The following is a 16,919-nucleotide window of genomic DNA, read 5'->3' as shown; positions in this document are numbered from 1 at the left end:
CCGAAGTCGCAGAGCAGACGGTGCACGAGGAAGCACAGAAAATACAGTTTCAGAAAGGCGCTTCGTAACACTCCGGTTGTTCAGGGGTCTCTCACCTTGTAAGCCGTCAGGCTTGAGTGGAGGTGGTGATTATGAAAATACTGACTATACGGACACAGATAATTGTTATCGCAGCGTTCCTGGCTGCGGCACAGCCGCTCATTGCAGAGCAGAAAAACGGATTTGATCTCAGCACCGCACGGGTGCCGGTTGATGAAATCCTCCGGGGAGGTCCACCCCGTGATGGCATCCCCTCAATAGATGATCCAATATTTGAGAACCCCACGAAAACCTTACTCTGGCGTGCTGATGATTTGATGCTGACCTACGATCATGGGGGAGCCCGGTTTGCTTACCCTGTTGGCATTCTGAATTGGCATGAAATCGTCAATCACGCTATTGACGACGAACCGATATTGATCACCTTCTGCCCGCTCTGTGGCACCGGCATGGCATTTGACCCAGTGGTGGATGGCCGGCATTTGACCTTTGGTGTTTCGGGCCTGCTCTACAACAGTGACTTGCTGATGTACGACCACCAGACCGAATCTCTATGGTCACAGATTGAGGGTCGGGCGGTTTCCGGTGACCCACACCAGCCGGAAATATCACCCGAAAACCTGGGTGTTGGGCTGGACTCACAATGGCGAGAGCAAGGCCTGGCCATTCCCCGAACTGGCTGATCATGGTGCCGTTCTTGAGGATCGGGTAGGCGGTAAGAACGTCAGCATTCATTATAATCCGGACGTACCCTCAGCTGAATTGCGCGATGAATCCGGCCAACTGTTGCCCGCGACCAGGGCTTTCTGGTTTGCCTGGTACACTTTTCACCCGGAAACCCTGATTTTTGAAGCCGATTAAATTTGTGGATGGACGTAATAGCCGAAAAGCCATCCGCAGTTCCTATGAACATCGGCGTACTACCTGGCGGCTTGCAAAGGCGATCGTTACGAGGTTATTTCACTACGGCAAGAGCCGGAAGGTTATTCGTCTCCGCTATTCTCTTTCCAAGCTTGAAGGGCCTCTGCCACCCGTTCATCAATTCGACGCATGAATTCCTCGTTCGGCTTGCCGGAGGAGTGTGCCTTCATAAGATCCGTGCTCGTGCGAAGGTTGCCGATAAACGTGCGGCAGTCCTTGCACATCATCAGATGCATCTTCACAGACAGGTCCTGTCGGCCGGCCAGTTCACCATCGATGTAGTCGCTGGCAATTCCGGCCAAGTCCCTGCACATTAACATTCGCCCGTCTCCTGGAAGGTTTCCACCATGAGAAAGATCTTCTGCCTCGCACGGTGTAAAAGTACACGAAGGTTAGAGGCACTGACATCCAGAATGTTACAGACATCCTCGGATTTGTGTTGGTGGGCTTCGTAAAGCATCAGAGCTGAGCACTGGGTTTCTGGCAATGCCGACAGATGTTTATCCAGGCAATCACTGAGCGCGTCTTTTTCCATCAATATATCTGCAGATTCGTGAAACTTAAGTTTTGGCGGCAGGTCCCAGCGGCCTTTGGCATTGAAACGGTCGGCAAGCGCCGGCTCGAGACTTTCGGTAAAATCAATGGCTACTTCCCTGTTGCTGGATCGGAGCTTGTTCTTGCAGCGGTTGGCGACAATTCGGTGCAGCCAGGTTTTCAGGCCGGAACGGCCTTCAAATTTCTGAATGGCATCGATCACCGTAACCCAACAGTCCTGGACAATCTCTTCCGCACTGGAATGATCCAGATAAAACCGAGCAACGGCCAGCATGCCCGGAGAGTATTCCCGAACGGCCTTTTTGTAGGCAGATGAATCGCCTCTCTTCAGGTCTTCGATCAGTGAATCTTGGGGGGCTGGATGCACCGAAGTTTTCATGGGATTCCGCTCCTTAGCAGCTTGGGGGGAGTCTCTGTATTTGTTTAGGTTCCGGAAAAGTTCCGGTATTCTGGAACGAGTGCTCAAAAATTTTAGTTCAACAGCAATGTAACATCCAGTCGGTGATCGTGTCTTAACGGTATCAACGTATTGGTTTATACATTCTAAAAGGCATGGATATGACTCGTAGCAAGCTCTTACTCATTTTGGTTATCGTCGTGATCGTCGGTTCTTTTCTTGGCTTCGACGGGCACAAGCTGCTGACCCTGGAGAACCTGCAGGCGAATCAGGATGCCCTGGCACAATGGATTGACCAGAATCTTCTGGTGGCCGTTGCGGGTTACGCCGCAATCTATGTGGTGGTGACGGCCCTGTCCCTGCCGGGGGCGACCATTATGACACTGGCCGGCGGCGCCTTCTTTGGCAACCTTTATGGCCTGGCGGCGGTGTCCGTTGCTTCAACCCTGGGGGCTTCCTTGGCGTTTCTGGTGGCAAGATTCCTCATGCGTGACACCCTGCGGGCGCGCTATCGGGAAACCGTTGCCAAAATGGATCGTGGAATTGAAAAGGATGGCGCTTTTTACCTGGCAACACTTCGTCTTGTGCCGGTATTCCCTTTCTTTCTGATCAACCTCGCGATGGGCCTGACGGCGATGAAGTTGCGAACCTATGCTCTGGTCAGCTGGATTGCCATGCTTCCGGGGACCTTTGTTTTCGTAAATGCTGGTACCCAGCTGGGCCAAATCCAGTCCACCGGCGACATCGTTTCTGCGGATCTGCTGATTTCCTTTGCGTTGCTCGGGCTTTTCCCCCTGATTGCCAAATTTGTGGTGGGCTTTATTCGCCGTCGCAAGGTCTATGCCGGCTGGCAGAAGCCCAAAAGCTTTGATTACAACCTGCTGGTGATTGGCGGTGGCTCGGCAGGGTTGGTATCTGCCTACATTGCGGCTGCTGTTAAGGCGAAAGTGGCACTGATTGAAAAACACAAAATGGGCGGTGACTGCCTGAATACCGGTTGTATACCTTCGAAGGCACTGATTCGAAGCGCGAAGGCGGCGGATACCTTGCGCCATGCTAATCGTTACGGTCTTGAATCGGTGACGGTGAAAGGGTCATTCCGGAACATCATGAACCGGGTGAAAGACGTGATTGCCAAAGTAGAGCCTCATGACTCTCCTGAACGGTATCGAGAATTGGGCGTGGATTGCATCTCTGGCGAGGCGAGCTTCGTATCTCCCTGGGAGTTGGAGGTAAGGCACAACGATGGTCACACAGAGCGGCTGACGGCACGGAGTATTATTGTCGCCACTGGTGGCAAGCCGGCCATGCCGCCGATTCCAGGGCTTAAAGATATGGAGCCTTTGAATTCTGACAATCTTTGGGAATTGCAGGCGCAGCCGGAGCGTTTGCTGGTGCTGGGTGGTGGCCCCATCGGTTGCGAACTGGCTCATGCGTTTGCCCGCCTGGGCAGCCAGGTGATTCAGGTAGAAATGGGTGATCGGTTGTTGGCTAAAGAAGACAGCGACGTATCAGAACTGGTGAAAACTCAGTTTGAAAGTGATGGCGTTGACCTTCGCCTGGAACACGCGGCGAAAGAATTCGCCATCGAAGAAGGCGAGAAGGTGGTTTACTGCGAGCACAAGGGCGAGCGGGTTCGTATTGCCTTTGATCAGGTGCTGGTCGCGGTGGGCCGCGCCGCAAACACCAAAGGCCTGGGGCTCGACAAAATCGGTATCGACACTCTGCCCAATGGAACTGTACCGGTGGAAGAAGACATGAGCCTGCGCTATCCGAATGTGTTCGCCTGTGGTGATGTTGCTGGGCCCTACCAGTTTACCCATGCCGCAGCGCATCAGGCGTGGTATGCCGCGGTGAATGGCCTGTTTGGGCAGTTCAAGCGCTTCAAGGTGGATTACCGGGTTATGCCCTGGGTCACCTTTACTTCGCCAGAAGTGGCACGCGTTGGGCTAAGCGAAGCCGAAGCGAAAGAGCAGGGTGTTGCTTATGAGCTTACCCGCTACGGCTTAGACGATTTGGATAGGGCGATTGCAGACAGCGACAACTATGGCTTCATCAAAGTGCTCACTCCGCCGGGCAAGGATAAAATCCTCGGCGTGGTGGTGGTGGGCGCCCACGCTGCTGAAATCCTGGCGGAGTTTACGCTGGCTATGAAACACGGCCTGGGCCTGAATAAGATTCTGGGTACCATTCATCCGTATCCGACTTGGAATGAGTCTGCCAAGTTTGCTGCAGGGGAATGGAAGCGCGCCCATGCGCCTCAGGGTATTCTCAAGCTGCTGGAAAAACTCCATGGCTGGCGTCGCGGAAAGGGCCAAAGCAACTAGGCGAAACGTAAAGAAGTGACCACGGGCTGAAATAACAGGCGGTCGTTGTAACCCTGGATTCATAGAATAAGTGCAGCACCGCCTGTGTCCGTATCCTAATACCATTAACATCAAGGAGCATGTATGCCCCTGGCTGAAACCCGATCTGCCAGAAAACGTATTCCGGCGGTGGAAGTGCTGGAGCCCAGAGCGCGCGATAGCTGGACTCATACCCGCAATGGCGACCCCCGGGGTTACATTGACGCGAATAAGCTGAAAGAGCTGTGGATTCACACCGGTACGGCCTGCAACCTGGCCTGCCCGTTTTGTTTGGAAGGCAGCCATCCGGGCGATGGCCGCATTCCGGGTATGAAGCTGAGTGATGTGAAGCCGTTTATTCACGAGGCCATTGATATGGGCGTGGAGCAACTTTCCTTCACCGGTGGCGAGCCGTTTGTGATTCGCGATTTCGTGAACATTCTGGATTACGCCAGCCAGCACCGGCCCTGTTTTGTGCTGACCAATGCCACCGAGCCTTTATTGAAGCGCCGGCACCAGGTGCTGCCGCTGCTGGATAACCCCTACCCGATTCATTTTCGCGTCAGCCTGGATTTCCCCGACCGCGCCCGCCATGACAAGGATCGCGGAGGGGGCAGTTTTGATCAGGCGTTGGAGGGAATTCAGTGGTTGGTCGAGCAAGGCTTTAAGGTTTCTATTGCTCGCCAGACGGATTTGGATGAAGTTCCGGCTGAGGTGGAAACTGCGTTTCGCGGGATATTCCGAGAATGGCAGATTCCGGAAAACCTGGCGTTTACGGCGTTTCCTGATTTGGGTACTCCGGGTTCGGAGGATGGCAGCCCGGAGATTACTGAGAACTGCATGGAGAAGTTTCCGACCGTCGATAGTCGTGGTCATTTTATGTGTACGTATACGCGGATGCTGGTGAAGAAGGGCGATTCGGTGCGGGTTTATGCTTGTACGCTGGTGGATGATGATCCGCAATATGATTTGGGTGGGTCGCTGGCCGAGAGCATGGAGGAGCGCGTGATGTTGCGGCACCATCGGTGTTTTTCCTGTTATCGCTATGGGGCTAGTTGTTCGGCGCCTGGTTGATTGTTGAAGCCTGCTCGCCGTGCTGTTCGCTGATAGAAACGTGGATTTGTGTGATGACGACTTTTGAAGGCGCCCTGTTCTGGGGGTTTCTGGTGGTTTACGGCATTGTGATGTACGTGCTGTCGCCGAAGAGCAAGAATGCGAATTCGTTCTACAAGGGTGCGGACGATCAGGGCAATCCGGTGAGTCAGTGGTCGCTGACGGCCAGTATTTTTATTAGCTGGATTTTTGCCAAGTCGGTGACCAATGCGGCGAATCTGGGAGCCACATACGGGGTGACTGGTGGGCTGGCCTATGCCAGTTACTGGCTGTCGATTCCGGTGGCCGGTTACATCATCTACCTGATCCGGACTCAAACCGGGGCCCGCAGCCTGCAGGATTTTCTTACGTCGCGGTTTGGGCGTTTTGCGGGGCTGGCGTTCGCGGCGGCGATTCTGATCCGGTTGTATAACGAGGTGTGGAGTAATACCGCAGTGGTGGGTGGTTATTTCGGTCTGCCAGGCGAGTGGGAATACTATGCGTCGGCCATGCTATTTACCGTATTTACCCTTGCCTATAGCCTCAAGGGCGGGCTGCGTTCTTCGATTTTTACCGATGTGATCCAGACCTTTGTGTTTGTGTTTTTCCTGGGTGCGGTGCTGTTCATGATCATTCCGGCCAACGATACCTCTGCGTTGCTGAGCGAGGGCGAGTTCCGGTTGAACGCGGGGTTTGATTTGCTGCTGGTGGCTCTGTTGCAGATGTTCAGTTACCCGTTTCACGACCCGGTGCTGACGGATCGAGGGTTTGTGAACAAGGAAAAAACCATGCTTAAGAGCTTTGTGGTTGCGGGCTTGTTGGGCTTTGTGGCGGTGTTCGCCTTCAGCTTGGTAGGGGTTCATGCGCGCCTGAACGGTATTGATGCCATGGGCAATGCCCCAGCGGCGGTCGGGCAGTCACTGGGCCTTGCGGCGTTGTTTTTTATGAGTGTGGTAATGATGACCTCAGCCGGCTCGACTCTGGATTCCACCTTTTCGTCCTTGGCCAAGTCGCTGGCGGTAGATCTGCCGCGCTTGGCACGAAGGGCAAAGGATAAGTTGCCGAGTATCCGTGTAGGTGCAGTGGTGATGATCGTCTTTGCATTCGCGGGTAACCTGCCGATGTTTGCAGGCACCGATATCCTCAAGGCCACCACCGTTTCCGGCACTATGGTAATGGGGCTGGGCCCTGTATTTCTGTTCTATGGTTTCACCCGCTGGTCGCCCTGGAGTTTCCATCTGAGCTTCTGGACCGGTCTTGGCCTTGGCGTGATGCTGGCGGTGGGGCTGGTTCCGGCCAGTTGGGCCATCGGCGATGGCAAGTACGCTATGTTGCTCGGGGTGAATGCGTACGGCTTCCTGATTTGTACTGGCGGCTTTTTTCTGCCACTGGCATTTCGGCGTTTGGTACGGCGTTCGCTGGCGGCCGGGGAAGTATGAGGTACCACCATGACCGAAGGCCGTAGTTGTCCGTTAGCCTACCGATACAGGCCTAAATCTCTCTGCCAGGAGCCGGACGAGGTATCGGAGGATGTGTTTGATGTTTGGAGGACTAAAGGTTCTGGTTTTGCATGGTGACCCCGAATCTCTTGCCGGTTGGGAGTTGGCCCATGAATCCTTTAGTGCGGCTAACGACTCCGTTGTGCTGCAGTGGCTGCGCGCAACCGATGCCGATGTGATTGCCTGCACTCATACCTGGCTGCCCGTGCTCTGGTCAGCGGGCTCGGATGCCGCTGCATCCTATAGGCGGCGCATCCTGCAAGGTACTTCCCTATGTTCTGAGTAGGTCGTTTTTTCTTCCGATATCTTACGAATTTGTCACTGGCGAAAGCTCTAATCCGGTCTATTCTGAGTGAAAGGGTCGGCGTACTTTGCTGTGGTTCCGTCAAGCCCGACTTGAAATATATTTTGAGGTCTATATAATTTAGCACTAACTTTTAAGGCGAACCCCTCACGTTATGACATCAGAAGGATCGAATACCACCGCCATCACCCTACGCACACCCGTTAAGGATGATGGCTTCAGGCTTCACCAGCTGGTAGCGGAATGCCCTCCTCTGGACGCCAACTCAATTTACTGCAACCTGTTGCAGTGCAGCCATTTTGCCGATACCGGCGTAGCTGCGGAGAAGGACGGCGACCTAGTCGGCTTTATCTCCGGGCACATCCCTCCCCAAAAGCCCGAAACCGTGTTTGTGTGGCAAGTAGCGGTTCACGAGAAAGGTCGTGGGCAGGGCGTGGCCAAGCGGATGCTGAAAGAAATTGTGGCACGGGACGCGTGCAAAAACGTGACCCACATGGAAACCACGATTACCGCCGACAATGAAGCTTCATGGGCATTGTTCCGCTCGTTTGCGCGGGATATGGGTGCCGAGATTGTCCACCATGAGCACTTCAAGAAAGACACCCATTTTGGCGGCCTGCACGATTCAGAATTCCTGCTGCGTATTGGGCCGTTTGCCAAGTAACTCTTAGACAACTCTGAGTTAACTCTGAGACTTTTTTTGGAACGTTTTTAAGGGGCACTTTGTCTGCTCACGCGCCCCAATTCCAGAGCCATCATTAAAGAATTCTATTTAAAAAGCCGAACAGGCTGAGAGGAAATATAATGGACGTTTTCAAAAGTGAATCCGAAGTACGTGTATATAGCCGTGCCTTTCCAGTGGTTTTTAATCGTGCGAAGAACGCGCATCTTTACACTGAAGACGGTAAGCCGTACCTAGATTTTTTGGCCGGCGCCGGTTCCCTAAACTACGGCCACAACAACGATATTCTGAAAAAAGCACTGCTTGAGTACATCGAATCAGACGGTGTGAGCCAAGGCTTGGACTTGCACACCACCGCCAAGCGCGGCTTTATGGAAGCCTATAAGAAGTACATTCTGGATCCCCGTGGTCTGGATTACAAAATGCAGTTTACCGGGCCAACCGGTACCAACAGCGTAGAAGCCGCCCTGAAGCTGGCCCGTAAAGTAAAAGGCCGCACCGGTATCATCTCGTTCACCAACGGCTTTCACGGTGTAACCATGGGTGCGGTTGCCGCAACCGGTAACAAGCATCACCGTGGCGGTGTTGGCGCACCGCTGAGCAACGTAGACTTCATGTTCTACGACGGCTACCTGGGTGAAGACGTAGACACCTTGGCTGTTATGGATAAGTTGCTGTCTGACAGCTCTTCCGGTGTTGAAGTGCCGGCCGCGGTAATCGTGGAAGCGGTTCAGGGCGAAGGTGGTCTGAACGCCGCCGGTGCGCAGTGGCTGAAAGGTTTGGAAACTCTGTGTAAGAAGCACGACATGCTGCTGATTCTCGATGATATCCAGGCAGGTAATGGCCGTACCGGTGAGTTCTTCAGCTTTGAATTTGCGGGCATCAAGCCTGATATCGTAACGGTTTCCAAATCGTTGAGTGGCTATGGTCTGCCGATGGCACTGGTGCTGCTCAAGCCAGAGCTGGACATTTGGGGCTCGGGTGAGCACAACGGCACCTTCCGTGGCAACAACATGGCGTTCATCACCGCCCGTGTTGCGGTAGAGACTTACTGGAAAGATGACAAGTTCGCCAATGAGGTGAAAGAAAAGACTCAGGTGCTGGGTGATGCGCTGCAGGCGATTTGCGATAAATACCTAGGCCAGTTCAAAATGAAAGGGCGCGGTTTGATGCGAGGCATTGAAGCGGCTAACGCGGAGATCACAGGCCCTGTTACTAAGCGTGCCTTCGAGCACGGACTGATCATCGAGACCAGTGGTCCGAATGATGAAGTCATCAAATGCCTGATGCCGCTTACAACCAGCAAGGAGGATCTGAAACTGGGTGCTGAACTGCTGGCAAAAAGTGTGGATGAGATCATGCAGGAAGGGATCAGCGAGGCGTCTTAATACGCCTCACCATTCCGGACATTCATTCTGCAGGTTAGCCAGGGAAGAGTTATGACAAGTCAATTACATACCGTCGAGAAAATCGGCGGTACCTCAATGAGTAACTACGAAGCTGTGCGCGATAATATCATTGTCGCGAATCACAGCAAGGAAGAGCTCTACCAGCGTATTTTCGTGGTGTCTGCATACAGCGGCGTAACCAACGAGTTGCTGGAGCACAAAAAAACTGGCGAGCCGGGCGTGTATGCGCTGTTCGCTGATGCGGAATCAGACTGGGCTTGGGCTTGGGCGGATGACCTTACCAAGCTGATTCAGTTTGTTACCGATATCAACGGTGAACTGTTTGAAGATTCGATGCTTAAGCAGCAGGCAGATCAGTTTATTACCGACCGTATTGAAGGTGTTCGCGGTTGTTTGATCGACTTGCAGCGCTTGTGTTCCTACGGCCAGTTCCAGCTTGAAGAACACCTGCTAACGGTTCGTGAAATGCTTGCGGGCATTGGCGAAGCGCACAGTGCGTTCAACACTACGCTGAAGCTGCAGCAAGAAGGTATCAATGCACGCTTTGTGGATCTTACCGGCTGGCGCGATACAGAGCTGCTGCCGCTGGACGAAAAGCTGAAGCAGGCTTTTGATGCCGTGGATCTCACCCGTGAGCTGCCGATTGTGACCGGTTATGCCCAGTGTAAAGAAGGGCTGATGCGCAGCTTCGACCGGGGCTATAGCGAGATGACATTCAGCCGAGTGGCGGTTATTACCGACGCCCGCGAAGCCGTTATTCATAAGGAATACCACTTGAGCTCTGCCGACCCCAACATTGTGGGCGCGGAAAAAGTGGTTCCTTTGGGCAGCACCAATTACGACGTGGCAGATCAGCTGGCGAACCTGGGTATGGAAGCGATTCATCCCCGTGCCGGCAAGGGCCTTCGCCAGGCGGAAATTCCGCTGCGAGTGATGAACACCTTTGAGCCAGAGCACACCGGCACCCTGATCACTGGCGATTACATCAGTGAAAAACCACAGGTTGAGATCATTGCCGGCGCCAAGGGCGTGTTTGCGATCGAAGTGTATGATCAGGACATGCAGGGTGAGCCGGGATCGGATCGTCGTATTCTGGACATCCTGAGCCGCTTCAAAGTGCGCTTCATGGCCAAGGACACGAACGCCAACACCATTACTCATTACGTGGGCAGCACACTCAAGCACGTCAAGCGCGTGGTGAGCGCGTTGAAACAAGAGTTCTCCAACGGTGAGATTAGTACCCGTAAAGTGGCGATGGTTTCAGCGATTGGCAGCGATATGAAGGTGCCAGGCATTCTTGCACGGTCGGTTAAATCGTTGGCCGACGCTGAAATCAGCGTGTTGGCTATGCACCAGTGCATGCGCCAGGTTGATATGCAGTTTGTAATCGATGAAGACGATTACGAGAAAGCGATCATTGCGTTGCACGGTGCTCTTATAGAGCCCCACAACCATGAATACGCGATTGTAGCTGCCCAGTCTTAACGGTGAAAGCTCGGGTGGATTTGTCGCATGGGCCGGGCTACCTGCGATGAATCCATCGGTGGCATGAGGTCGTATCCTCTTTAAATTGTCACCGGTACCAAGCCATGGTAAATAGCGCAGTGCTGGGCCCGTCCCCTAAAATGCCCAACGATAATGAAAGGGGTTTCTTGGTTGGGCTGTATTTCAGGGATGCGTCCCGTTATGACATGCTCACAGAGGCGTCTGAGCGCCGCCTTTCCCGAAAGTTAACCCTTTGCTTTCGCATCATCAGCGCGCAATTGGTTTTGCCTGATGACACCCCCCAAACCTACCGCGCCGTAATAGGCACGATTGTTGATACCAGCGCCTTCTCGCCTAGATGCCTTCGGGCTTTCCGCCTTGCCAATGCCTGTCGCCGTAAGCTCATTCAGAGCAACTTGCGGTTGGCCGTGCACATTGCCCGCCGTTACAACCAACAAAGTATGCCCATGTCGGATTTGATTCAGGACGCCAATGTTGGCTTGATCAAAGCGGTTGAACGATTCGATCCGACCAAGGGCTTCCGTTTTTCAACCTACGCGTATTGGTGGATCACTGAAGAGGTTAAGCGGTGTTTGCAGCGTGGCGCACGGTTGGTGCACACGCCAGAAAACGTGGTGGACGAAATACGAAATCTGCACAAAGTGTCTTTGCAGATGCACCAGAACCTCGGGCGCATGCCCTCTCAGTCGGAACTGGCGCAAGCCATGGAGGCAACGCCCTCGAGGATCAGCAAGCTGAGGGCACTGGCGTTGCGTGAAGTATCAACGGATGTTCCCTTGATTGAAGACGGCTTAATGACTCTGGGTGACAGCCTTAAGGCAGATGATCAGGCAAGCCCGGAGCAAAGGATGTCGGGCCGCGACGATCGGCGAGCTCTGAAGGCAATGCTCAGTGAACTCACCGATCGTGAGCAGGCCATTCTCTCGCGCCGCTACGGCCTTGATTTGCCAGAGCCGGACACTTTGCAGGTTATTTCAGCCGATATGGGCATAAGCCGCGAACGGGTTCGGCAAATTGAGAAGCTTGCTTTACGTAAGCTCCAGACGTCGTTTGATGGTGGGCTGTACGAGGCTTTCCCAGAACCTAAGAGCCCGAGTACATTTAAAATTATTGAGCCGGTGAGCGGCACTGCATGTGTTGTGGGCAGCTAACCAAATGGTCGTTGACCATGCCCACAGCCTGCATAAATGCATAAACAATGGTTGGCCCCACAAACGTAAACCCCGCTCGCTTTAGCGCCTTAGACATAGCTTCGGATTCTGGGGTAGTAACCGGTACTTCATCGATGCTGCGCCAGTTATTTTGGATAGGGCCGTTCCCCACAAAAGACCAGAGGAACCTAGAAAAACCAGTGCCTTCCTCTTTCAAGCCCAGATAACCTCTGGCATTTTTAATGATCGACTTCACCTTTAGCTTGTTCCGCACAATACCTGGATTCGTCAGCAGTTCCGCAATCTTGTTGTCATCGTACTGAACGATTTTTTCTGGATCAAAAAAATCATAAGCGGCCTGATAGCTTTGCTGCTTGCGCAGAATGGTAATCCAGCTTAGCCCCGCCTGTTGGCCGTCTAAGCAGAGCTTTTCGAACAGGGCCAGGTCGTCGTACTCGGGCCGGCCCCAGACCTTATCATGGTAATCCACATAGAGCCGATCGGTGCCGCACCATGGGCAGCGCTCGGCGGCTTTGTCATCTTTGTGCAAAACAGGCATATGGCTGTCTCCCGGCGAAGTTATCGATGCTATCAGCGCTTTGAACGAATTCTACGCTGAAACATCGGCTCCCAGTGTGTATCCAGTGGCTCTGCTTTACTCAGGCTGTAATCGTCGGGCGGAGGCTCGAGCAGTGTGATCGTGGGCCATGAGCCTGGTCGGTCACCTTCGGCTTGTCTGTAAACCAGTGTGGCCAGAAAACCCTCCGTGTAAAAGCAACAAGCCTGCCAGTGATCGTCTGGCTGGTCGCCGTAGAGCTCAAAGTTCCGGCGCACTTCCAGAGTTTGTAGGTTGCCAGCGATGCCCCGACCCGTGGCCTTTAGCCAAGCCTCTTTTAGAGTCCAAACCCTGAGGAAGTTGTGAGAGTCATCCTCCTGAAACAACCATTCTTGTTCAACGGGAGAGAACCAGCGCTTAACCACTTTTTGCCATTGTGGATGTCGTTTGCTGGGTTCAATATCTATTCCCAGCGCAGAGCCGTATTGAGTACCGCAGGCAGACAGCCCGTGACTATGGCTTAGGGAAAGGTGCCAACCCGACGGGCTGGCAGAAACAGTTGCGCGCCCTTCCATCGGCCAGCACTGATCTGGCCGTACAGAGCCTGCTTTGCTTAAAGCTTGGCGTATCAGCCAACGACTGGTGAGGAACTCTGAGGCCCCCGTGCCGCTGAGCCCGGCAAATCTCTCGCGTTCGTGAGCAGTTAACCAATCCGGTGCAACCTCCGGCAGTTGTCCGGTTTGATGGCACAGTTTGATGGTTGGCTTCTGCCGAACTCCGGCGGAATCAGGGCTGGAGTCGTTGGATGAGCCAGCCATCGCCTTCCCTCACGTATTCAAATCGATCGTGGAGACGGCTAGGGCGGCCTTGCCAGAATTCGATGCGCTCCGGAACAACGCGGTATCCACCCCAAAAACCGGGTAGCGGAACCTCACCTTCGCTGAACTTGCGCTTCATTTCTGCCACCTTCTGCTCCAGCAGCCCCCGTGAGGTAATGGCCTTGCTCTGCTCGGATACCCAAGCGCCAATCTGGCTGCCGCGCGGGCGTGAGGCAAAATACTTCAGGGATTCGGTCTTACTGACCTTTTCAACCCGGCCCTGAATCCGCACCTGTCGGTTTAGGCCTATCCAGGGAAATAACAGGGCAGCCCGGGGGTTCTCATGAATCTCATGGGCTTTGCGGCTTTCGTAATTGGTGTAGAACACGAACCCGCGATCATCGAAGTATTTCAGCAGCACCGTGCGCAAATCTGGCATGCTGTCGGCACCGGTGGTGGCCAATGACATGGCGTTCGGCTCGAGAATACCGGCTTCGCGGGCGTCGCCGAACCAGGATTCGAACTGTTGGGCCGGGTTTTCGCTTAATGCTTCGCGATCCAACCCTTCACTTTCAAAATCGCGACGCATATCGCCGATGTCCATAAACGCCTGCCCCCGTTCGCTAAAAACCAGAAAAGTAGTGTTAAAAAGAGATGACCAAGAAGGTACGGTACGAAAGCTCAGGATATAGAGTTCAGTTTCCCCTGTCAGCGGTTGGCTGACAAACCGGTACCGGGCCGTCTATCCTTATACAAAGGCTACGTACTTTAGTCCTCAACGCCTTAAAGGAGAAATCCGTGGCCCAAAGCCATCAGCGCAGTCGCCTTCCCAGAAACCTGGTGATCGGTGCGCTCGTACTCATCGTGTTATACAGCCTAGCCGGTTTTCTGGTGCTGCCTTGGTGGCTGAAGCGTGCGCTGCCCGATCAGCTGGAACAGCGCATGGGGTGGCAAGCGGATGTTAGCGACATCAGCAGTAACCCGTTTGCGCTGAGTGTGGAAGCTTTAAGCCTGTCTGCGCAAGACAGCGACAACGAAAAGGTTGTGGGTTTTGATCGCCTGTACATCAACCTGAATTTCTTTGAGCTGATTCGTGGGGTGATCGCGTTTGAGGCCATTGAGCTTGAAGAGCCGTTTATCCGGCTGGATCTGCTTGAAGACTACAGTGTGAACTTCGCCCGGGATTTTCAGGCTGCCAACGCAGGCGAGGATAATTCGCCGGCAGAGCAGGCTGAGCCAGAGGACAATCAGGCGCTGCCCTCGCTGTATTTTCAGCAGTTCACCGTAAACGGTGGCGAGCTGTTGTTCCGGGATTTCACTCAGCCAGAAATGGCAGAGTTCCGGATTACACCGCTGGATCTCACCTTAAGCGATCTGGCCACCTGGCAGCGGGACGATCGCAACAGCGATTATTATCTGCAGGCGGCCTTGGGTAACCAGACCATTGAGTGGCAGGGTAACCTCAGTGTTACACCGCTATATTCCAGTGGAAACCTGGCCATCTCCGGCGTTGATCACAAGACCCTCGGGCATTTCCTGGCGCCTTACCTACCCTACGATTTGCGCGGGGGTAAAGTAACGGTGCGTTCAGATTATGAATTGCAGACCAGCGACACTCTGTATCTTTCAACCAGCAAGGGTCGGGTGTCGGTGGAGGATCTGGCTGTTGCGCCGGACAAGCAGAGTGAACAGCCGCGCCTGACCACAGCATCTATTGTCATCGAGGACATCGGGTTTGACCTTAATGCCCGTGAAGCCCGCGTTGGGCAGATTTCCTTGGAACAGCCGGACATTGCGTTAGCGCGTAATAAAGCCGGAGAGATTGATTGGATTGCTACGCTTGCTGCATTTACCAAGAGCAGCGAGACGAAAGAGCCGAACACAGAAGCGTCGGAGCCCGCAGCAGCTGAGCCGCCTTTCCGCTGGTCGCTGGCGGGCATAGAGGTCTCTGATGGCCGTGTGCTCTGGCAGGATCAGCAGCCGGGCTCTGCTGCAGAACTGACACTGGAGCAGCTTTCCCTGTCCACCGGTGACATCAGCAGCGCGATGGAAGACCCCATGTCGTACCAGCTGCAGGCGGCTCTGGCCAGTGGCGGCACTCTCTCCCTGAATGGCCAGGTGACACCTGAGCCATTTACTCTGGAAGCGGCTATCTCCGGCTCCGGAATTGTGCTGGCGGCGTTTGAACCCTATTTGCAGGAGTCGGCTAATTTAGCGGTTACGGGCGGCAACCTGGGGCTGGATGGAAATCTTGATTTGGATGGCCAGCAGGAACCCTTAACGGGCACTTTCAGTGGCACCGCAGAGGTTACTGGGTTGAATCTTCAATTGCCCGGCAGCAGCGAACGGTTGATTTCATGGCAAACGCTGCGCTTGGCCCCCATTGAGTACAACGTGCATCCGGCCAGGCTGGAAATCGGCACGGTTACCTTGGCTCAGCCTGCCATCAACCTGGTTCGCAACACGAACAGTGTTCATAACGTGGCGCAGATTATCCCGCAGTCTAAGGCTGGGGATGCCTCTGCAGCGCCACAACACAACGCTGACGAAGAGGCGCAGTTTATCTTCCGCATCGGCCAGCTAATGGTTGAGAAAGGCGCGCTCGATTACACAGATCGCACTTTAGACCCGGCTTTTACAACGTCACTTGACCAGCTCAACGGCTCGGTTACCGGCCTCAGCAATGTATCGCCCCAGCAAGGCAAAGTCTCCCTGAAAGGGCGAATGGATGGTAGTGCCAGCGTCGAATTTGACGGCACAATTGGTACCTTGGGAACCGAAGAAACCAGCGACCTGAAACTGACGATGAAAGACTTGTCACTGCCAGTGCTTTCACCCTACTTTGGCCGCTACTTGGGCTATGGCGTAGACAGTGGAAAGCTGGAGCTGGATTTGGCCTATCAGATTACCGGAAACCAGATTGACGCATCGAACAGGATTGTGATGGATCGCCTCGGGTTAGGGCAGGCAGTTGCAAGCCAGCAAGCCGTCAATGCGCCGGTGAAGCTCGGGCTGGCTCTGCTGCGGGACAGCAATGGGGTTATCGAAGTGAACCTGCCAATCAGCGGGAACCTGGCCAGCCCTGATTTCGGCGTTGGCCAGGTGGTTATGCGCACGTTTGTGAACCTGCTGGCGAAAGCTGCTACATCGCCGTTTAGTATGCTTGGGTCGATTGCCGAACTGGCGGGCTTAAGTGGTGAAGAGCTAGGCCAGATGAGCTTTGAGCCTGGTACGGCCAAGCTGGCACAGGGTGAGGCTGAAAAGCTGGCTGCTCTGGCGAACGCATTGTTTGATCGCCCGGACCTTTTGCTGAATATCCGAGGCGGTGTTTCGCCCTCTGCTGACGGGCTGGTGTTTCTGCGTGATGAGCTGTTGGCAAGTCAAGGCGGGGAACTTTCTGAGCAGGATTGGGAAGAGGCTCGTGAGGCCTATCTGGCGGGGGAGCGAAAGCTGGCGGCGCCTGAAGTGCTGACCAATCTTGCCAATGCGAGGGGCTCTGCGGTGCAAGAGATACTGCGGGACACCCACGGTGTTCCGGCGAGCCAGTTGTTTATGCTCGACCCCTCGCGCAACGCAGAGGTGTCGGACGAGGGCAACGTCATTGTCGGGTTTACTCTGGATGCCCGCTAAGAAATCGCGGGATTA

At 54.3% G+C, this 16,919-nt stretch carries 15 protein-coding genes and 1 pseudogene; 11 read left to right on the top strand and 5 right to left on the bottom strand.

From position 1 onward, the window contains the following. Positions 1-131 precede the first annotated feature (131 nt). Positions 132-602: pseudogene (locus CPH80_RS14390) on the top strand (DUF3179 domain-containing (seleno)protein); the annotation flags it as partial. A gap of 61 nt (positions 603-663) precedes the next feature. After that, a complete protein-coding gene (locus CPH80_RS22570; RefSeq protein ID WP_227520174.1) occupies positions 664-900 on the top strand; it encodes a DUF3179 domain-containing protein in 237 nt (78 codons plus the stop codon). Positions 901-1,022: 122 nt separating this feature from the next. On the opposite strand, the gene CPH80_RS14385 is transcribed toward CPH80_RS22570, so the two are convergent. Both CPH80_RS14385 and CPH80_RS14380 read right to left on the bottom strand, forming a co-directional pair. Next, positions 1,023-1,280 (bottom strand): zf-HC2 domain-containing protein, encoded by a 258-nt coding sequence (locus CPH80_RS14385; RefSeq protein ID WP_096278846.1) that lies wholly within the window; start codon positions 1,278-1,280, stop codon positions 1,023-1,025. Next, on the bottom strand, positions 1,274-1,894 hold the full coding sequence (locus tag CPH80_RS14380) for an RNA polymerase sigma factor (protein WP_096278844.1): 621 nt from the start codon (positions 1,892-1,894) through the stop codon (positions 1,274-1,276). The genes CPH80_RS14385 and CPH80_RS14380 overlap by 7 nt, the downstream gene beginning before the upstream one ends. Positions 1,895-2,073: 179 nt before the next feature. On the opposite strand from CPH80_RS14380, the gene CPH80_RS14375 reads away from it, so the two are divergent. From CPH80_RS14375 to CPH80_RS14340, 8 genes are all read left to right on the top strand, one after another. Then, a complete protein-coding gene (locus CPH80_RS14375) occupies positions 2,074-4,239 on the top strand; it encodes an FAD-dependent oxidoreductase (RefSeq protein WP_096278842.1) in 2,166 nt (721 codons plus the stop codon). A gap of 123 nt (positions 4,240-4,362) precedes the next feature. Beyond that, positions 4,363-5,331 (top strand): radical SAM protein, encoded by a 969-nt coding sequence (locus tag CPH80_RS14370; RefSeq protein ID WP_096278840.1) that lies wholly within the window; start codon positions 4,363-4,365, stop codon positions 5,329-5,331. 53 nt (positions 5,332-5,384) lie between these two features. After that, entirely contained in the window at positions 5,385-6,788 is a 1,404-nt protein-coding gene (locus tag CPH80_RS14365; RefSeq protein WP_096278838.1) for a sodium:solute symporter family transporter, read from the top strand. 100 nt (positions 6,789-6,888) lie between these two features. Continuing rightward, positions 6,889-7,134, top strand: a complete 246-nt coding sequence (locus tag CPH80_RS14360) for a hypothetical protein (RefSeq protein WP_096278836.1) — start codon at positions 6,889-6,891, stop codon at positions 7,132-7,134. Positions 7,135-7,306: 172 nt separating this feature from the next. Beyond that, positions 7,307-7,816: a diaminobutyrate acetyltransferase gene (ectA, locus tag CPH80_RS14355; RefSeq protein WP_096278834.1), complete on the top strand. Its 510-nt coding sequence runs from the start codon at positions 7,307-7,309 to the stop codon at positions 7,814-7,816. Positions 7,817-7,956: 140 nt separating this feature from the next. Then, a complete protein-coding gene (gene ectB, locus CPH80_RS14350; protein WP_096278832.1) occupies positions 7,957-9,222 on the top strand; it encodes a diaminobutyrate--2-oxoglutarate transaminase in 1,266 nt (421 codons plus the stop codon). A 51-nt stretch (positions 9,223-9,273) separates the two neighbouring features. After that, a complete protein-coding gene (locus CPH80_RS14345) occupies positions 9,274-10,728 on the top strand; it encodes an aspartate kinase (RefSeq protein ID WP_096278830.1) in 1,455 nt (484 codons plus the stop codon). A gap of 104 nt (positions 10,729-10,832) precedes the next feature. Then, positions 10,833-11,900: an RNA polymerase sigma factor RpoD/SigA gene (locus CPH80_RS14340; protein ID WP_096278829.1), complete on the top strand. Its 1,068-nt coding sequence runs from the start codon at positions 10,833-10,835 to the stop codon at positions 11,898-11,900. On the opposite strand, the gene CPH80_RS14335 is transcribed toward CPH80_RS14340, so the two are convergent. From CPH80_RS14335 to pdxH, 3 genes are read right to left on the bottom strand one after another with little or no spacing between them, the layout of a single operon-like run. Continuing rightward, complete coding sequence (locus tag CPH80_RS14335; RefSeq protein ID WP_096278827.1) at positions 11,857-12,459, bottom strand: DNA-3-methyladenine glycosylase I; 603 nt, start codon at positions 12,457-12,459, stop codon at positions 11,857-11,859. The two genes, CPH80_RS14340 and CPH80_RS14335, sit on opposite strands and share 44 nt — an antisense overlap. A gap of 32 nt (positions 12,460-12,491) precedes the next feature. Beyond that, the gene (locus CPH80_RS14330; RefSeq protein ID WP_096278825.1) at positions 12,492-13,274 is read right to left on the bottom strand and encodes a 4'-phosphopantetheinyl transferase family protein; all 783 of its coding nucleotides are present in this window, start codon (positions 13,272-13,274) and stop codon (positions 12,492-12,494) included. Next, positions 13,243-13,878, bottom strand: a complete 636-nt coding sequence (gene pdxH, locus CPH80_RS14325) for a pyridoxamine 5'-phosphate oxidase (protein ID WP_096278823.1) — start codon at positions 13,876-13,878, stop codon at positions 13,243-13,245. The genes CPH80_RS14330 and pdxH overlap by 32 nt, the downstream gene beginning before the upstream one ends. A 194-nt stretch (positions 13,879-14,072) precedes the next feature. Here pdxH and CPH80_RS14320 point away from each other — a divergent pair, with 194 nt between their 5' ends. Continuing rightward, positions 14,073-16,904: a DUF748 domain-containing protein gene (locus CPH80_RS14320; protein WP_096278821.1), complete on the top strand. Its 2,832-nt coding sequence runs from the start codon at positions 14,073-14,075 to the stop codon at positions 16,902-16,904. Positions 16,905-16,919 lie beyond the last annotated feature (15 nt).

It is taken from the genome of Marinobacter sp. LV10R510-11A (assembly GCF_900215155.1).
Taxonomy (GTDB): Bacteria; Pseudomonadota; Gammaproteobacteria; order Pseudomonadales; family Oleiphilaceae; genus Marinobacter.
The sequence above is the reverse complement of the archived record's forward strand: the minus strand, read 5'-3'. Positions and strand labels throughout refer to the sequence as shown.

Bases quoted from the DNA above. Each gene is read 5' to 3' on its own strand.
- CPH80_RS14345 (WP_096278830.1), top strand. From the start codon at position 9,274: ATGACAAGTCAATTACATACCGTCGAGAAAATCGGCGGTACCTCAATG.
- CPH80_RS14365 (WP_096278838.1), top strand. From the start codon at position 5,385: ATGACGACTTTTGAAGGCGCCCTGTTCTGGGGGTTTCTGGTGGTTTAC.
- CPH80_RS14340 (WP_096278829.1), top strand. From the start codon at position 10,833: ATGGTAAATAGCGCAGTGCTGGGCCCGTCCCCTAAAATGCCCAACGAT.
- ectB (WP_096278832.1), top strand. From the start codon at position 7,957: ATGGACGTTTTCAAAAGTGAATCCGAAGTACGTGTATATAGCCGTGCC.
- CPH80_RS14370 (WP_096278840.1), top strand. From the start codon at position 4,363: ATGCCCCTGGCTGAAACCCGATCTGCCAGAAAACGTATTCCGGCGGTG.
- ectA (WP_096278834.1), top strand. From the start codon at position 7,307: ATGACATCAGAAGGATCGAATACCACCGCCATCACCCTACGCACACCC.
- CPH80_RS14360 (WP_096278836.1), top strand. From the start codon at position 6,889: ATGTTTGGAGGACTAAAGGTTCTGGTTTTGCATGGTGACCCCGAATCT.
- pdxH (WP_096278823.1), bottom strand. From the start codon at position 13,878: ATGGACATCGGCGATATGCGTCGCGATTTTGAAAGTGAAGGGTTGGAT.
- CPH80_RS14385 (WP_096278846.1), bottom strand. From the start codon at position 1,280: ATGTTAATGTGCAGGGACTTGGCCGGAATTGCCAGCGACTACATCGAT.
- CPH80_RS14375 (WP_096278842.1), top strand. From the start codon at position 2,074: ATGACTCGTAGCAAGCTCTTACTCATTTTGGTTATCGTCGTGATCGTC.
- CPH80_RS14335 (WP_096278827.1), bottom strand. From the start codon at position 12,459: ATGCCTGTTTTGCACAAAGATGACAAAGCCGCCGAGCGCTGCCCATGG.
- CPH80_RS14380 (WP_096278844.1), bottom strand. From the start codon at position 1,894: ATGAAAACTTCGGTGCATCCAGCCCCCCAAGATTCACTGATCGAAGAC.
- CPH80_RS14330 (WP_096278825.1), bottom strand. From the start codon at position 13,274: ATGGCTGGCTCATCCAACGACTCCAGCCCTGATTCCGCCGGAGTTCGG.